The 13931-nt window shown below is 63.3% G+C and carries 15 protein-coding genes and 1 tRNA gene; 12 read left to right on the top strand and 4 right to left on the bottom strand.

Annotated elements, in window-relative coordinates:
- Positions 1 to 14: 14 nt before the first annotated feature.
- Entirely contained in the window at positions 15 to 212 is a 198-nt protein-coding gene (locus ACZY0R_RS22200; protein ID WP_488861241.1) for a hypothetical protein, read from the bottom strand.
- Between the two features lie 113 nt (positions 213 to 325).
- On the opposite strand from ACZY0R_RS22200, the gene ACZY0R_RS22195 reads away from it, so the two are divergent.
- The 8 genes from ACZY0R_RS22195 (at position 326) to ACZY0R_RS22160 (ending at position 9528) form a co-directional block, all read left to right on the top strand.
- Positions 326 to 583 carry a YtcA family lipoprotein gene (locus ACZY0R_RS22195; RefSeq protein ID WP_045239049.1) on the top strand — a complete coding sequence of 86 codons (258 nt, stop codon included), beginning with the start codon at positions 326 to 328 and terminating at the stop codon, positions 581 to 583.
- A 19-nt stretch (positions 584 to 602) separates the two neighbouring features.
- Positions 603 to 1658, top strand: coding sequence for a multidrug transporter subunit MdtN (gene mdtN, locus ACZY0R_RS22190; protein WP_488861238.1), 1056 nt, complete (start codon positions 603 to 605; stop codon positions 1656 to 1658).
- 9 nt (positions 1659 to 1667) lie between these two features.
- Positions 1668 to 3776 carry an FUSC family protein gene (locus tag ACZY0R_RS22185; protein ID WP_488861237.1) on the top strand — a complete coding sequence of 703 codons (2109 nt, stop codon included), beginning with the start codon at positions 1668 to 1670 and terminating at the stop codon, positions 3774 to 3776.
- Positions 3763 to 5256 (top strand): MdtP family multidrug efflux transporter outer membrane subunit, encoded by a 1494-nt coding sequence (locus tag ACZY0R_RS22180; RefSeq protein ID WP_488861235.1) that lies wholly within the window; start codon positions 3763 to 3765, stop codon positions 5254 to 5256. Before ACZY0R_RS22185 ends, ACZY0R_RS22180 begins: the two co-directional genes overlap by 14 nt.
- A gap of 305 nt (positions 5257 to 5561) precedes the next feature.
- Complete coding sequence (locus ACZY0R_RS22175; protein WP_488861233.1) at positions 5562 to 6401, top strand: class II glutamine amidotransferase; 840 nt, start codon at positions 5562 to 5564, stop codon at positions 6399 to 6401.
- Positions 6402 to 6661: 260 nt separating this feature from the next.
- Entirely contained in the window at positions 6662 to 7492 is an 831-nt protein-coding gene (ppk2, locus tag ACZY0R_RS22170) for a polyphosphate kinase 2 (protein ID WP_488861231.1), read from the top strand.
- A gap of 38 nt (positions 7493 to 7530) precedes the next feature.
- On the top strand, positions 7531 to 9237 hold the full coding sequence (locus ACZY0R_RS22165; RefSeq protein ID WP_488861229.1) for a SulP family inorganic anion transporter: 1707 nt from the start codon (positions 7531 to 7533) through the stop codon (positions 9235 to 9237).
- 36 nt (positions 9238 to 9273) lie between these two features.
- On the top strand, positions 9274 to 9528 hold the full coding sequence (locus ACZY0R_RS22160) for an RNA-binding protein (protein WP_488861227.1): 255 nt from the start codon (positions 9274 to 9276) through the stop codon (positions 9526 to 9528).
- Between the two features lie 290 nt (positions 9529 to 9818).
- On the opposite strand, the gene ACZY0R_RS22155 is transcribed toward ACZY0R_RS22160, so the two are convergent.
- Entirely contained in the window at positions 9819 to 10277 is a 459-nt protein-coding gene (locus tag ACZY0R_RS22155; RefSeq protein WP_488861225.1) for a MarR family winged helix-turn-helix transcriptional regulator, read from the bottom strand.
- A gap of 11 nt (positions 10278 to 10288) precedes the next feature.
- Between ACZY0R_RS22155 and ACZY0R_RS22150 the strand changes: the two genes are divergently transcribed.
- On the top strand, positions 10289 to 10816 hold the full coding sequence (locus tag ACZY0R_RS22150; protein ID WP_488861223.1) for a PaaI family thioesterase: 528 nt from the start codon (positions 10289 to 10291) through the stop codon (positions 10814 to 10816).
- 182 nt (positions 10817 to 10998) lie between these two features.
- Positions 10999 to 11832, top strand: a complete 834-nt coding sequence (locus ACZY0R_RS22145) for a thioesterase family protein (protein WP_488861221.1) — start codon at positions 10999 to 11001, stop codon at positions 11830 to 11832.
- Between the two features lie 149 nt (positions 11833 to 11981).
- Here ACZY0R_RS22145 and ACZY0R_RS22140 read toward each other — a convergent pair whose 3' ends face one another.
- Positions 11982 to 12425 (bottom strand): MarR family winged helix-turn-helix transcriptional regulator, encoded by a 444-nt coding sequence (locus ACZY0R_RS22140; protein ID WP_488861219.1) that lies wholly within the window; start codon positions 12423 to 12425, stop codon positions 11982 to 11984.
- Between the two features lie 148 nt (positions 12426 to 12573).
- On the opposite strand from ACZY0R_RS22140, the gene ACZY0R_RS22135 reads away from it, so the two are divergent.
- Entirely contained in the window at positions 12574 to 12942 is a 369-nt protein-coding gene (locus tag ACZY0R_RS22135) for an antibiotic biosynthesis monooxygenase family protein (RefSeq protein ID WP_488861217.1), read from the top strand.
- A 24-nt stretch (positions 12943 to 12966) separates the two neighbouring features.
- Complete coding sequence (locus tag ACZY0R_RS22130) at positions 12967 to 13263, top strand: hypothetical protein (RefSeq protein WP_488861215.1); 297 nt, start codon at positions 12967 to 12969, stop codon at positions 13261 to 13263.
- Between the two features lie 420 nt (positions 13264 to 13683).
- Here ACZY0R_RS22130 and ACZY0R_RS22125 read toward each other — a convergent pair.
- Positions 13684 to 13777, bottom strand: a tRNA-Ser gene (locus tag ACZY0R_RS22125).
- Between the last annotated feature and the right edge of the window lie 154 nt (positions 13778 to 13931).

The following is a 13931-nucleotide window of genomic DNA, read 5'->3' as shown; positions in this document are numbered from 1 at the left end:
ACAGGCTCGCAAAGTCACTTATTCGCAACTTCATGATACGGGCCCATGGCGCGCAGCTTCAGCGCACGGACCGGGCCTTTGGCATGAACGCTCCGCGCCAGGAATGAGAACCAGCGCATGGAAATGCCTGCAATGTAGACCATCGAAGACCGCTTGCCAAATTTGCCGGCCGGCGGCGCAGACAGGGCCAGTCCCGGAGCAAATTCTTCCATTGGCTATGCGGATCGTGCAAAATGAGCAGCCGAAGCCGGTGCATAAAGGCGATCTGCACAACGTGTCGACGCATGCCGGTAGCCACACGCAGCGCTGAACAATGGGAGACTCCATGAGAGTGATCGGTGTTGCTGCCGTTGTCGCCCCCGCGCTTGGGGGATGTGCAAGATCGCCCTCCCTCAGCGTGCTCGGCGCGTATTTTCCCGACTGGATGTTCTGCATCATCGCTGGCGTTGCGCTTGCCATCGCCTGTTACCTGCTGCTGGAGCGCAGCCGGTCCGGATACTGGCTCGGCCCTCCGGCCCTGGCCTATCCAACACTCGTCACCCTGTTTTCCCTCGTTGCCTGGCTGATCCTGTTCCAACCTTGACCCGCCTGGGCGGATGAACATGACGACAACGGACAACAAGAAAAAGAAGGCGTGGCCGGCCATCGTACTGGTCCTGATCACGCTGGCGCTGCTGATTCTGGTGATCTGGATGCTGGACCGCTCGCCGCGCACCGACGATGCCTATGTCTACGCCGACGCGATCGACGTGGTGCCGGAAGTCAACGGGCGCATCGTCCTGCTCGCCGTGCGCGACAACCAGGCGGTGAAACAAGGCGACCTGCTGCTCCAGATCGATCCACGTCCCTACCAGGATGCGCTGACCCGGGCCAAGGCTTCGCTGGCCGCGCTTGACCAGCAGATCATGCTGACGCAGCGCACGGTCAATGCGCAGCAGTACAACGCGCAATCCGTACGGGCGGCGGTCGAACGCGCCCGGGCAGCCGCCACCCAGGCAACCGATACCCTGCACCGCACCGAGCCGCTTTTGCCGCAAGGCTATGTGTCGGCGGAAGACGTCGACCGCGCCCGCACCGCGCAGCGTGCCACCCAGGCCGAGCTCAATGCGGTGCAATTGCAGGCGCAGCAGGCGGCGGCGGCGGTCAGCGGAGTGGACGCGCTGGTTGCGCAACGCGCGGTGGTCCTGGCTGAAATCTCGCTGGCCGAACTGCATCTGGAATTTGCCACCGTGCGGGCACCGTTCGACGGCCGGGTGGCGGCGCTGAAGACATCGACCGGCCAGTTCGCTTCCGCGCTCAAGCCGGTGTTCACGCTGATCGATACGCGCCACTGGTACGTGGTGGCGAACTTCCGGGAAACGGAGCTGAAAGGCATGCGGGCCGGCACGCCGGCCACCGTCTACCTGATGAGCGACACCAGCCAGCATTTTCGCGGCACGGTCGATTCGATCAGCTATGGCGTGGCGCCGGACGAAGGCGGCCTGGCCCTGCCCGGCGGGCTGCCGCGCATCCAGCGCAGCCTCAACTGGGTGCACGTGGCCCAGCGCTTCCCGGTCAAGATCCGCGTCGACAATCCCAATCCGGATCTGTTCCGGGTCGGCACTTCGGCGGTGGCCATCCTGCACCCCGAGGCTGGCAACCCCGACGGGCGTCGTTAAGGCACCGCCATGAGCCCGGGCACGCTCGTACCGGACAGCCTGCTGCAGGCGGCGGCGTTCCTGCGCGCCCAGCTCGCGCCGTATCCGGGACGCGTCAACATCTTGCTGCGCTGCATGCTGACCAGCGCCATTGTCATCGTCGTCTCGATGGCGCTCCAGGTGCCCTCCCTCGCGCTCTCGCTGCTCGTCGTGTTCTACGTCACGCAAGCGAACGTGGTGGTCACCCGGCTGGTGGGCGTGATGTTCATCGTAGGATCCACACTCGCCATCGGCGTTTCGATACTGCTGCTCAAGCTGACCTTCGACTTTCCCTTGCTGCGCATCGTGGTCGCCAGCCTGCTGTTCTTCGCCAGCGTGTACCTCATGCGCGTGCTGAAGATCGGCATCGTTTTCTTCATCGTCGCGATCGTGGTGATCTACGTGCAGACCTTCGTTGACCGCACCGGCGAAGCAGAATTGCTGATCCGCGCCGTGCTGTGGGTGTGGGTCGCCGTGAACTATCCGATCGCGCTGACACTGCTGATCAATACGCTGTTGCTACCCGCGGAGCCGCAGCGGCAATTGAAGGCGGAAGTCCACCGGCAACTGGGTGCTGTCGACGCGCATCTGGCCCGGCTGACCGACGGCACGTCAATGGCGGAACCAATCACATCAATGGCGATCCAGCAAGGTGCGTTGACGCTGCAAAAACTGCTCAAGTTCGCCACCATGCGCGATGCGCACTATCGGCAAGACAAGGCGCATCAGTTAGCCTGCATCGCTACGGTGTCGCGGCTGTATCGTGCAGCGGGCGAACTGCCGGACTATCTGCCGAACGCTTCGGCTGCGCAGCTCGGAGCGTTGCGGCAACTGCGCGCCGACTGCCAGGCGCTGGATGCATCGGTCATCGCGGACCAGCCATACCGGCCCGCCCCACTTGCCACGCCCGGCCAAGGGGGTGCCGCGCCGCTGCCCGCCGCCGCGCAAGAGATGCAGCGGGCGCTGGTGGCGTTCGCCGATGCGGACACGGCCACCCGCGCGCCCGGCAAGGCGCCGGAAGAGCCGCCGATGGTGGTGCCGGACGCCCTGACCAATCCGACGTACGTACGGTTCGCGCTCAAGACCCTGCTCGCCGTGCTGATCTGCTATGTCTTCTACACCGCGGCCGACTGGCAAGGCATCCACACCATCATGCTGACCTGCGTAATCATTGCCCTGCCCAGCCTTGGCGCGTCGATGCAGCGCGCGCTGCTGCGCGTCGGCGGCGCACTGGGCGGCAGCGCGCTGGCCTTGATCATGGTGGTGTTCGTCATCCCGCATCTCGACAGCATCGCCGGCCTGCTGCTGATGACGCTGCCGGTGGTCGCGCTCGCCGCGTGGATCGCGGCCGGATCGGAGCGCATCGGCTACGCCGGGACCCAGATCCTCTTCACCTTTTCGCTTGCGCTGCTTGAGCAGTTCGGCCCCTCCGCGAACCTCACGGAAATCCGGGACCGCGTGGTCGGCATCCTGCTCGGGGTTGGCATTTCCACCTTTATCCAGCTGTCACTGTGGCCGGAGGCGGAAGGGGAAGCCCTGCGGCAAAAGCTGGCCACCATGCTGCGTTCGGTTGGCAAGCTGCTGGCGCAGGCAGGAACTGGCGCCGCAATTCCTCCCGGGCACCTGGCCTACGCGCAGCTACAGCTGCAGACCTGGGCCGTGCTGTCCGATTGCGAGGATACGCTGGCGCGCGTTGCGCTCGAGCCGGGCTGGCAGGAAGGAGAGCAGGCGCCGCTCACGCTGCGCGCCCAGGAAGTCCTGGCGCAGGGGCGTGAGATCATGCTGGCCGGCAATGCACTTCATAATGCACTGGAGGCCACCGATGGCCGCCTGGGCAGTACGGCCTACGACGCGGCGCGCGCCTTTCAGGCGCAAACCGCCGCGCGGCTCAGCCACTATGCGGACGCGCTGGTTGCCAACCCACCCTCCGCCAGTACACCGCCGCCCATCGAGATCCCGGCGCTTGGCGACGCACCCCTTGCGGCGCCTGTCGTCGCGGCCATGCGGCACCTGGTGCGCCAGCTCTGCGTCCTTCCGGACTGGCAGGCTGCGGCGGCGCCGTCCCCGGCGATGCTTCGCGAGTCCCATGATGCCGGCTGAACGCAAGCCACCCCGCGCCTGGCCGCGCCGCCCCGCGGCTTGGCTGGCCGCCGCGCTCCTGTATGCGCTGGGCGGCTGCGCCCTGATCCACGAAAACGGGGTTCCCTCACCGGAAATTCCCCTTGAGCAGATCCGCCTGGCGGACGATATGCACCTGGCCCGCGATGGCTGGCCCGAAACGCGCTGGTGGACGCGCTACGGCGACGCGCAGCTCGACGCGCTGATCGAACGGGCCCTGGCGGACGCCCCCACCATGGTGGTGGCACGCAGGCGCGTGGCCCAGGCCAGGACCGACGTCGAACTGGTCAAGTCCGGTTCGAGGCTGCAGGCCGTGGCGTTCGGGGCGATCGATCGCGAGCACGTTTCAGCGAACGGCTTCCTCGGGCCGTTCGCGATGAACGTGCCGGCCCTGGGACTCGACGGTCCCTGGTACACCGAGGGCATCGTCGGCGTGGGTGCCAGCCTGAACATCGATCTCTGGGGCTTGCACCGGGCGCAGGTGGCGGCTTCGATGGGCATCAACAATGCCCGCCTGGCCGAAGCGTATGCGGTGGAGCTTGAACTGTCGGCCGATGTGGCGCAGTTGTACTATGGCATCCAGACCAGCCACCAGTTGATCGAACTGCTGGAACAATCGCGGCAGGTCGCCGCCTTCTCGGTGCAGACACACCAGGCACGTGCCGCGCGCGGCCTGGAATCGCGCACATTCGTCGAGGAAGCGCAAGCGCAGCAACTGGCCCTGGAACGGCAGCTTGTCGCGGCGCGGGGCACGGTCAGGCAATTGCGCGAATCGTTGCGGGCCCTGATCGGCGCGGGACCGGATGACCTGCCGGAGATCCACCCCGTTCCCCTGCCCCAGTCCACGTCGGGCGTACCGGCCACGCTGTCGTACGAACTGCTGGCGCGGCGCCCCGACCTGCAGGCCCTGCGCTGGTACGTGCAAGCGTCGTTCGACCGGATCGACGCGGCCAGGGCGGCGTTCTATCCGAGCTTCGACATCCGCGCCTTCTTCGGCTTCAATGCCCTGCACCTGGCGGATCTGTTCACCCACGCCAGCCAGCAGATCAACCTGATTCCCGGCCTGTACCTGCCGATCTTCGACGGCGGGCGGCTCAACGCAAACCTGGGCGGCACGCGCACGACGAGCAACACGCTCATCGCACAATACAACCAGGCGGTGCTAAATGCGGTGCGGGATGTCGCCATCACCGGCACCCGCCTGCAGGACCTCGACACCGAAGCGGAACTGCAGCGGCGGAAGGTCCAGTCGGTTTCCTTCGTCCGGGACAGCGCCGAGGCCCGCTACCAGCGCGGACTCGGCAGCCGGTTCCTGGCCATGGAGGCGCGCCAGCCGCTGATTGCCGAGCAGATTGCGCTGCTCAACGTCAACGGCCAGAAGATCAGCCAGGAGATTGCCCTGGCCAAGGCACTTGGCGGCGGCTACCTGGCCGATGCGCCGGTTGAACTCAGGCCGCGCTGAGCGATGGCCGGCGCCTGCACCTTGTGATGTGAACGCATTGGCGTCCCGCCAGCATGGCTTTGATCCCGGCTACGTGGAAAGATTGACGCAAATGGCACATGTGCCACTTCAGCGCGGAGCGCCAATGCGCGTTGCACGCCATATATCCTCTCGCGACGCCGCAGTTTCGGGAATCGCCGCTTGCCTCATTGCCTGAGGCGGCGCACTGTCCTAAAACTTCAAATAGCGATCTGGCGGGCGCAGGACGAGCGATCGGCCGCCTGACAGAAGTGCTTCCGCATGGATACGCGTTGAGGAGAGGCATCATGTGTCGGTGGCTGGCGTACTCGGGCAATCCGATCCAACTCGAGACCGTGCTGTTCCGGGCCGAGCATTCCTTGATCGACCAGAGCCTGCGCTCACGGCTCGGGCACACCACGACTAACGGGGACGGGTTCGGGATGGGCTGGTATGGCCACCACTCGGAAGTTCCGTTCCGCTATCGCTGCGTGCATCCCGCGTGGAATGACACGAACCTGCGCGAGGCGGCCCGCGCTATCCGGGCCTCGTTGTTTGTCGCGCATATCCGTGCGGCGACCGACACGCCGGCGCAGGAAACCAACTGCCACCCCTTTCGCTATGGTCGCTGGCTGTTTGCCCACAATGGACTGATACGGGACTATCCGACGGTCAGGCGGGAGCTGATGATGACCATTGCGCCTGAGTTGTTCCGCTGGATCGAAGGTTCCACCGACTCGGAAGTCATGTTCTTTCTCGCCCTCACGTTCGGGCTTGAACGCGATCCGCGCGCGGCGCTGGAACAGATGGTGGGCCTGATCGAGAACGTTGGCCACCGCCATGGCGTCGAGTACCCGCTGAACATGACGGTCTGCGCGAGCGACGGAGAACAGATCGTAGCAGCGCGCTACTCCAGCGAAGCTGATTCGCGCTCGCTCTTCCACAGTACATGCGTTCGTCATTTACGCGAACTCTACCCTGAGAATTCGCACATTGCCGAAGCGGGCGACGATGCCATCCTGGTGCTTTCGGAACCCGTGGTCGACCTCGCCGGCGCATGGGAGGAGATTCCAGAGGGTACGGCCATCCTTGCCAGAGGCGGCGTCGTCAAACATGAACGTTTCGTCCCCCACATGCCCGAGTGCTGACGCACGGCAGCGCGGCGTGTGATTTCAAGGATGACGGCCGTGGATACGCGGTAGCGGCAAGGCAGCCCGGGGCTATTCGCGGTGCATTTTGGGAACTGCTCACGCTCCAAGCCGTCCGCCGGTTTGCCTTGCCATGGTTTGCTCCATGGGTGCACTGCGTCGTCCATGTAATGGCCGGTGATTTGACTCTCTCCCCATGGACGACGAAACTGTAAGTGGCTCCTCATGCAAGGATGCGCACACACCGGAAGGAGACGACCATGCCAAAGGAGAAGGAAAAAACCAGGCGCGAAAAGCCTGAGCAGGGTGATCAGAGAAAGCCTTTGTCATATAAAAAATACAGAAAGGCCCTGCTCCTCTTGCACGTAGAACTGGTCAGGCTCCAGGAATGGGTGGTTCAGACGGGCGCCAAGATCTGCATCATTTTTGAAGGCCGCGACGGCGCTGGCAAAGGGGGAACCATCAAGGCCCTGACCGAGCGTGTGAGCCCGCGCGTGTTCCGCGTGGTGGCATTGCCGGCACCCACGGAACGCGAGAAGAGTCAGATGTACGTGCAACGCTACCTGCCCCACCTGCCGGCCGCGGGAGAAGTGGTGATCTTCGATCGTAGCTGGTACAACCGGGCGGGCGTGGAGCGCGTCATGGGGTTCTGTACCGAGGAACAGGTGGAGAGCTTTCTCAGGGCCGTTCCGTTGGTCGAGCAGGCCATCGTCCACTCTGGAGTGATGTTGTTCAAGTACTGGCTGGAAGTCAGCCACGAGGAACAGACTCGCAGGCTGGAAGCGCGCATCCACGACGGACGCAAGGTGTGGAAGCTGTCCGACATGGACCTGAAGTCCTACAGCCGCTGGTATGACTACTCTCGCGCCCGTGACGCCATGTTCCGGGCTACCGACACCGCAATCGCCCCATGGTATCTGGCCAATTCCGATGTCAAGGAGCGCGCCCGCCTCAACATCATCAGCGACATACTCCACAAGATTCCCTATGAAGCCATGCCGCGCAAGGAGGTGTCGCTGCCCGCGCGGCAAAAGCCGGAAGGCTACGTGGAGCCGGACTACCCATACAAGCGCGTTCCCGAGAAATTCTAGGTTCCCTCATCAGAACCGAAACCGGGAGGGAGGCAGCCATGCAGCAGGAAGCGCCAGACGGGCGCCGCAACATCCACGTCAGCCGTATGCGCTGGTGGCTGCAAGGCTATCGGAAGGAGTGGGTTGCACCGGACATGATTGCCGGACTCACGGTTGCGGCGGTAGTCATCCCCAAGGCGCTCGCCTATGCCACCATTGCCGGCCTGCCTGTTCAGGTGGGGCTCTATACCGCCTTCGCGCCCATGCTGATCTACGCCCTGCTCGGCAGTTCGCGCACGCTCAGCGTCAGCACGACGACAACGCTCGCGATCCTGGTTGCTGCGGCATTCGGCAGCCTGGGCCCGCACCCCGGCCCGGCAACCCTGATCACGGCTTCGGCAACGCTAACGTTCCTGGTCGGCGCCATGCTCCTCGCCGGGTGGCTGCTCCGCCTGGGCTTTGTCGCCGACTTCATCTCCGAGCCCGTGCTCGTTGGATTCAAGGCGGGGATCGGCCTCGTCATCGTGCTGGACCAGATTCCGAAGCTGCTCGGCATGCATATTCAGAAGGGATCGTTCTTCCATAATCTCCTGGCCATCGCGCAAGGCATTCCGCACGCGTCGCTGGCGACCGCGGCTGTGGGTATCGCCATGGTCGGCATCCTGCTGTCCATGGAGCATTGGCTGCCGCGCTTGCCCGCGCCTTTGATTGCCGTGGCCGCAGGCATCGCCGGCGTGACGCTGCTGAACCTCCCCGACTACGGCGTGGCCATCGTCGGCAAAGTCCCGACCAGCCTTCCGCCCGTGACCCTGCCCGATGTGGATATGATGCAGCGGCTATGGCCCGGGGCGCTTGGCGTCGCGCTGATGAGTTTTACCGAGAGCATTGCCGCCGGACGCGCATTCGCGCAAAGCGGGGAGCCGCCGCCAGCGGCAAATCGCGAACTGCTGGCCACGGGACTCGCAAACCTGGGCGGCGCCTTCCTCGGTGCCATGGCAGCCGGCGGGGGCACCACGCAAACCGCCGTCAACCGCATTTCTGGCGCACGCTCGCAAATGGCCGGACTGGTGACCGCCCTGGCGTCCCTCGGGACCATGCTGGTGCTCGCACCAGTAGTGGGACTGATGCCGGAGGCCACACTGGCCGCAGTGGTCATCGTGTACTCCGTGACCCTGATCAAGCCCGCCGAATTTCGCGCGATTCTGAGCATACGGCGCACCGAGTTCAGTTGGGCGCTGATTGCGATGGCCGGCGTTGTTGCTCTTGGCACGCTGCAGGGGATCGTCATCGCCATCATCGTGTCGCTGCTAGCCCTGGCGTACCAGACATCAGACCCACCCGTCTACGTGCTCGTCCGCAAGCCCGACACCAATGTGATCCGCCCGCGGTCGGATGAACATCCGCAAGACGAGGCCATCCCCGGCTTGCTGATGCTGAGGCCGGAAGGAAGAGTCTACTTTGCGAATGCGCGGCGCATCGGGCATAAGTTGAGGCCTCTGGTTGCCAAGGTCAGGCCGAAGATTTTGGCCCTGGATCTGGCAGGCGTTTCGGACCTCGAGTACACCGCGCTCCATATGCTGATCGATGCGGAGAAAGAACTGCGTGAGGAAGACGGTGTCCTGCTCTGGCTGGTCGGCATGAATCCCGACGTGCTGGCGATGGTTCGACGCTCCCCGCTGGGAGAGACGCTCGGCCGTGACCGGATGTTCATCACCCTGGATTTGGCAGTTGCCAGATATCAGGCTAACCCAGCCAACGGCACATAGTGGACATTGCCCGTTGTATCGAAGCAAGAGGTAATCATGTCACGTCTACTGCTGACGAATATCGAACCCAACACCGCTGACGACGAAGTCCGTGCGCTTCTCGAAAAGTACGGTCTACCACCCTGCGCTGTCATAGAGCAGGTGCCTGGCGATGGGACGCGGCCATCCGTGGTAATGACCTTCGATGACATTGACCCGGATACGCTGCACAAGTACGCCGAGCGCATCCATCACATGTTCTGGAAGGGCCGGGAACTGACGGCGCAGGTGCTGAGCGACCGCTTTTCTTGAGCCGCTATCTTGCAGCCGCCCAGAGGAATATCTGCTCGATCAGGCGATCGCTGGCTTCGGCGACCGCCTGTGCGCCCCCGGCTGCGTCGGCGCTTGGCGCCGTCGCACTGGCTCGAACATGGCCCTTCGAATCCTGCCGGGATTCAGTTCACTCGCCGTCGCCACGGGACTTACCCGCGCCTCGCTATCGCTGGCGTAGTGGCGGTTCGCAATTGGCACGCTGAGCGGCAGCAAAGGCCGATCTGCCGTCCGCTCCCGGTCCGCCGAATGTCACGTCTTGCCAGCGCGGCCTAGTCGCCTAGCTTGTCTGCCGCCTTGCCGAGCAGGCCAAGTAGGTCCGGCCCCAGACTCGCAGACAGTTCGCGGTTCGCCGGCGACCAAAACGCAAGGGCCTGCTGGAGGCGAAACGCCCCCTCTTCGGTCAGCCAGACTGCGCGTCGCCGGCGGTCACTCTCTGCGCTCACGACTTCCACCAAGCCAGCCCCGGCGAGTTGATCCACGTTTCGGGACATGGTGGATTGATTCAGTCCGGCGTGAAGCGCAAGCGCCCCCAGCGTGTCATCCGGCGCGGACGCGATCAGGCACATCAGCCCAAACTGGGTATTGGACAAACCAGATGGCAGCAATGCGGCATCCAGCTTGCTAGTAATGCGCCGCGCCACCAGGCGCGAGAGCCAGCCAAGATCCGACTCGAGCGCATCAGCGGCGTCCGCGCGCAATGTTCTTGGTGCTTGTGTTTTCCTGTTCATGTTTCTATTATATGCATCTGCATTTATTGCATCTACATATAATTTCAATAGCGAACAGAGACATGAAAAACTATCGCTTTGGCGTGGCCGGCCTGGAAGAAATCGCTGGAATGAGTGGCAAAGTGTTACTTCAGGCAATCATTGACGGCCAACTGCCGCAGGCGCCGATCTCGCAGGCACTGGACTTCTGGCTCGTTGAGGTCGGCGACGGCTTTGCCGCTTTCGAAGGCGAACCCGCGCCGCACTTGCTGAATCCGATGGGCACAGTGCATGGCGGCTGGGCGTTGACCCTGATCGACAGTGTGGCTGCCTGCGCTGCCCATTCCTTGCTGCCTGCGGGGACCAGCTACACCACCGTCGAAACCAAGGGCAACTTCTCCCGGCCGATCAGGCCAGATACCGGCCGTGTCCGCGCCGATGCGAAAGTTGTCAGCCAGGGGCGCCAAATCGTCACCGCCGAGGCGCGGGTCCTGGACACCGATGGCCGCGTCCTGGCACACGGAACTTCAACGCTGCTGATCGTGCCTCCGGCTCGCTAATGGCGACTATCAACTCACGCGGAACGACTTTGCACGCGGAATGATCTCTCCGCCCTTGATAGCCTTCAAGACGAGAAACGGCGCAAGGATTCTCTACGAAAGAATCTGCCTCAGCATGCGCCGGGCCATCCAATTTACAGTTGAGCAGCCACGGCCGCCCACGATTCGATTTGGAGCACACCATGACGCAAGCGATCTCAGCATTAAGTGACAGTTCATCGGCTGTCTACGAACGACAAGGCGACACATGGTTGCCAACAGAGCTCTCACGCGGTCCATGGGACGCGCGTTCCCAGCACGGAGGGGCGCCATGCGCGTTGTTGGCGCATGCGGCCGAAAGCGCGGTTACGGAGCCTGGCTGGCGCCTTGCGCGCTTGAGTGTCGAACTGATCAAGCCAGTTCCGATTGCCCCACTGACAACGAGATGCAACCTCCAGTCGTCGCGAGCCACATCACGTATCACTATCGACCTGCTTGCCGGAGACCTTCTGGTTGCCCGCGGACATGCCCTGTTGCTGCGTGGCGAGCAACTGACGCTGCCTGGTGACCTGCCTGCCGGCTGGTCGCCCACGCGGCTTGAACCGTTGCCGGCAAACTGCAATGACAGCGTGCGCATCCCAGGCTTGCCCGAAGGAAGATCCTTCTATCAATCGGCCATGGAGACACGCGTCGCACAAGGCGACCCTTCGCAAGCCGGCCCCAGCGCGGCCTGGTTCAGGCTCACGGTTCCGATCGTGCAGGGAGCGCCGACATCTCCCGCCATGCGTGCTGCTGCCGCGTCCGATTTCGGCAATGGGCTGAGCTGGGTGCTTCCGGCGAGTCGCTATCTGTTTGCCAATGCTGACCTTAGCCTGCATCTGCATCGTGAGCCCGTCGGGGAGTGGATCGGGCTTTTGTCCGGTACAGAGGTGCATGGCAGCGGGACTGGTATCACGATGTCACGCCTCTATGACGAGATGGGGCCGATCGGCGTCGCGATCCAGACGCTGCTACTACGCGAACGGGCGACGAAGTAGGTCCGGACGGACCAGGGAAAATCAGCGTGCCGCACACACTCAGCGCGTTCGTTGCAACGAACGAAGGCGGGGGCGGCCATCGTCGCTTTGTCGGTCAGTGCGGACTTCCGCATCCGAACTCACCCGGCGGGATTGCCCGCGGTCGTGGGCTATCGCTCCCCATCATCGGCACTTCCTTCTCCTTCGAGCTTGCGGCGCAGTGCCGTCATCACGCTGCATGTCGTCTCGATGTCTTCGACCTGAAGCCCCTCTGAGAGCCTATTGATCCATGGCGCTTGCAGGCGCATCGCAGCATCGAACGCCTGCTTCCCCTTGTCCGTAAGCACGACGAGCGGCGCTCGCCGATGGTGCGGATTCGGCTCCAGGCTGACGAAACCCTCGCCGGCCAAGTCGTTAACAATGCGCTGGACATTCTGGCGGCTGGCACCCATATCGCGGGCATACCACGCTACCGGTTGCGGCTGGCTCGCCGCGACAATGGTGCCAAGCACCTGCCAGCGCGCGCTCGTCAGGCCTAGTTCGGCGACCAGCCGGTCGCCTGCAACAAGCATCCGGTTGTTAAGCCGGAATAGATCGAGAATGAGATCAGTCACGGCAGCTCCGGCCGGGGTTCGCTTGGTCTCGCGCATGCAGCACCATGTGTCGTATTTGGTTCCATATAACTATATTGACATCATGATGTCAATATCCTAGGCTTGCATCACCATCACCTCAGCTAGCTGTATGCCAACGGAGACTGCCATGCCACTGATTCGAGCACTTGACCCCGCCTTTCCAATCGAGCGCCAGATCGCAGTCGAAGCTTCCCCGGTTGTGCTGGTGAATATCTTCATGATGGACCAGGCGGACGAGCAGGGCTTCCTCCGGGCATGGCAGGACGATGCGGCATTCATGAGGCGGCAGCCGGGCTTCATCTCGACCCAGCTTCACCGCGCGCTCGGAGACAATCCGGCGTATCTGAACTATGCCGTCTGGGAATCGACGGCCAATTTTCGGGCTGCCTTCACCCATCCCGAGTTCCAGGCGAAACTCCCGGCCTATCCATCCTCGGCCGTAGCCACCCCGCATCTGTTCGAGAAGATCGCAGTTCCCGGCATCTGCATTGCGTAGCCAAGATGCGCCGGGAGAAATACTGTGCTCAGGATCATCCACCCGGTCGCCGGCGCGCTCGCGATACCGTGGGTCTTCCTGCTGATTCCCGCTCTTGCAGTGACAGGCGGCTCCGGATACGCCCTCGCGAAGGGGCGGCGCGCCGTGCTGATCAGGGCGAAGATGAAGCACATGTCGCCGATCGCCGCCAATGGCATTCTGGCCCCCCTCCCTTCCACCGCGTCCCTCGCGTCGCAAGGCGAGCGAACGTCGTTTCAAGACCAGGGAGCGGCCGTTCGCCAGCCCGCTATTCTGGTGTTGGTGCGATCTGTCGGGACATAGCGTTGGCATTCCATAACAAGCGCCATGGCGGCCTTTTCTGCGGGAGATAGTTCCGTGCCCTGCCTCGGCTCTGCGACGCTTCTACGCTGCCAGTAACGCGCATCAGCTTGTCCGCGTCTTCTTCGGCGGCTTCCTCTGCGTACTCGTCCGCGATGTGCAGCCCGGCTGCCTCAGTGACTCGCTTAGGCGCAGGTACCGCGCCAGTGGTGACGGGGATCAGCCTTCCGGCAACGCCTATGAGAGTTCCAGGGGAATTTTGCGGCGAAAGTAGTAGACGCTGCCGCGCTTCTGGATGTTGGTAGCCACGGGCTCTCTACAGGTACGGGTGTAACACCTGCGCGGCATAGTGTACCGATGGAACCCGCCACAAAAAACAAAACCCCGGAAGACCGCAATCTTCCGGGGTTCTGCCGCCATTGCTGGCGGAGACGGAGGGATTCGAACCCTCGATCCAGGTTTTGGCCCGGATGCTCCCTTAGCAGGGGAGTGCCTTCGACCTCTCGGCCACGTCTCCCAAACCTGCCGTTGCGTGAGGGAGGCCACACAACGAAGCGCGTATTCTATCGGTCAGATTTCAATTGGTCAACGACGATTCGATAACTAATTAAAAAATTTTTTACTACCGATAGTTGGACCAACAGTTGGACAAGCCGCACGCGGCCTGTCCC

The sequence above is a fragment of the Cupriavidus sp. F041 genome (assembly GCF_057814235.1).
The sequence above is the reverse complement of the archived record's forward strand: the minus strand, read 5'-3'. Positions and strand labels throughout refer to the sequence as shown.

What these genes read in the sequence shown, in the direction of transcription:
- ACZY0R_RS22200 (WP_488861241.1), bottom strand. Translation starts at nt 212, where the DNA reads ATGGAAGAATTTGCTCCGGGACTGGCCCTGTCTGCGCCGCCGGCCGGC.
- ACZY0R_RS22195 (WP_045239049.1), top strand. Translation starts at nt 326, where the DNA reads ATGAGAGTGATCGGTGTTGCTGCCGTTGTCGCCCCCGCGCTTGGGGGA.
- mdtN (WP_488861238.1), top strand. Translation starts at nt 603, where the DNA reads ATGACGACAACGGACAACAAGAAAAAGAAGGCGTGGCCGGCCATCGTA.
- ACZY0R_RS22185 (WP_488861237.1), top strand. Translation starts at nt 1,668, where the DNA reads ATGAGCCCGGGCACGCTCGTACCGGACAGCCTGCTGCAGGCGGCGGCG.
- ACZY0R_RS22180 (WP_488861235.1), top strand. Translation starts at nt 3,763, where the DNA reads ATGATGCCGGCTGAACGCAAGCCACCCCGCGCCTGGCCGCGCCGCCCC.
- ACZY0R_RS22175 (WP_488861233.1), top strand. Translation starts at nt 5,562, where the DNA reads ATGTGTCGGTGGCTGGCGTACTCGGGCAATCCGATCCAACTCGAGACC.
- ppk2 (WP_488861231.1), top strand. Translation starts at nt 6,662, where the DNA reads ATGCCAAAGGAGAAGGAAAAAACCAGGCGCGAAAAGCCTGAGCAGGGT.
- ACZY0R_RS22165 (WP_488861229.1), top strand. Translation starts at nt 7,531, where the DNA reads ATGCAGCAGGAAGCGCCAGACGGGCGCCGCAACATCCACGTCAGCCGT.
- ACZY0R_RS22160 (WP_488861227.1), top strand. Translation starts at nt 9,274, where the DNA reads ATGTCACGTCTACTGCTGACGAATATCGAACCCAACACCGCTGACGAC.
- ACZY0R_RS22155 (WP_488861225.1), bottom strand. Translation starts at nt 10,277, where the DNA reads ATGAACAGGAAAACACAAGCACCAAGAACATTGCGCGCGGACGCCGCT.
- ACZY0R_RS22150 (WP_488861223.1), top strand. Translation starts at nt 10,289, where the DNA reads ATGCATCTGCATTTATTGCATCTACATATAATTTCAATAGCGAACAGA.
- ACZY0R_RS22145 (WP_488861221.1), top strand. Translation starts at nt 10,999, where the DNA reads ATGACGCAAGCGATCTCAGCATTAAGTGACAGTTCATCGGCTGTCTAC.
- ACZY0R_RS22135 (WP_488861217.1), top strand. Translation starts at nt 12,574, where the DNA reads ATGCCACTGATTCGAGCACTTGACCCCGCCTTTCCAATCGAGCGCCAG.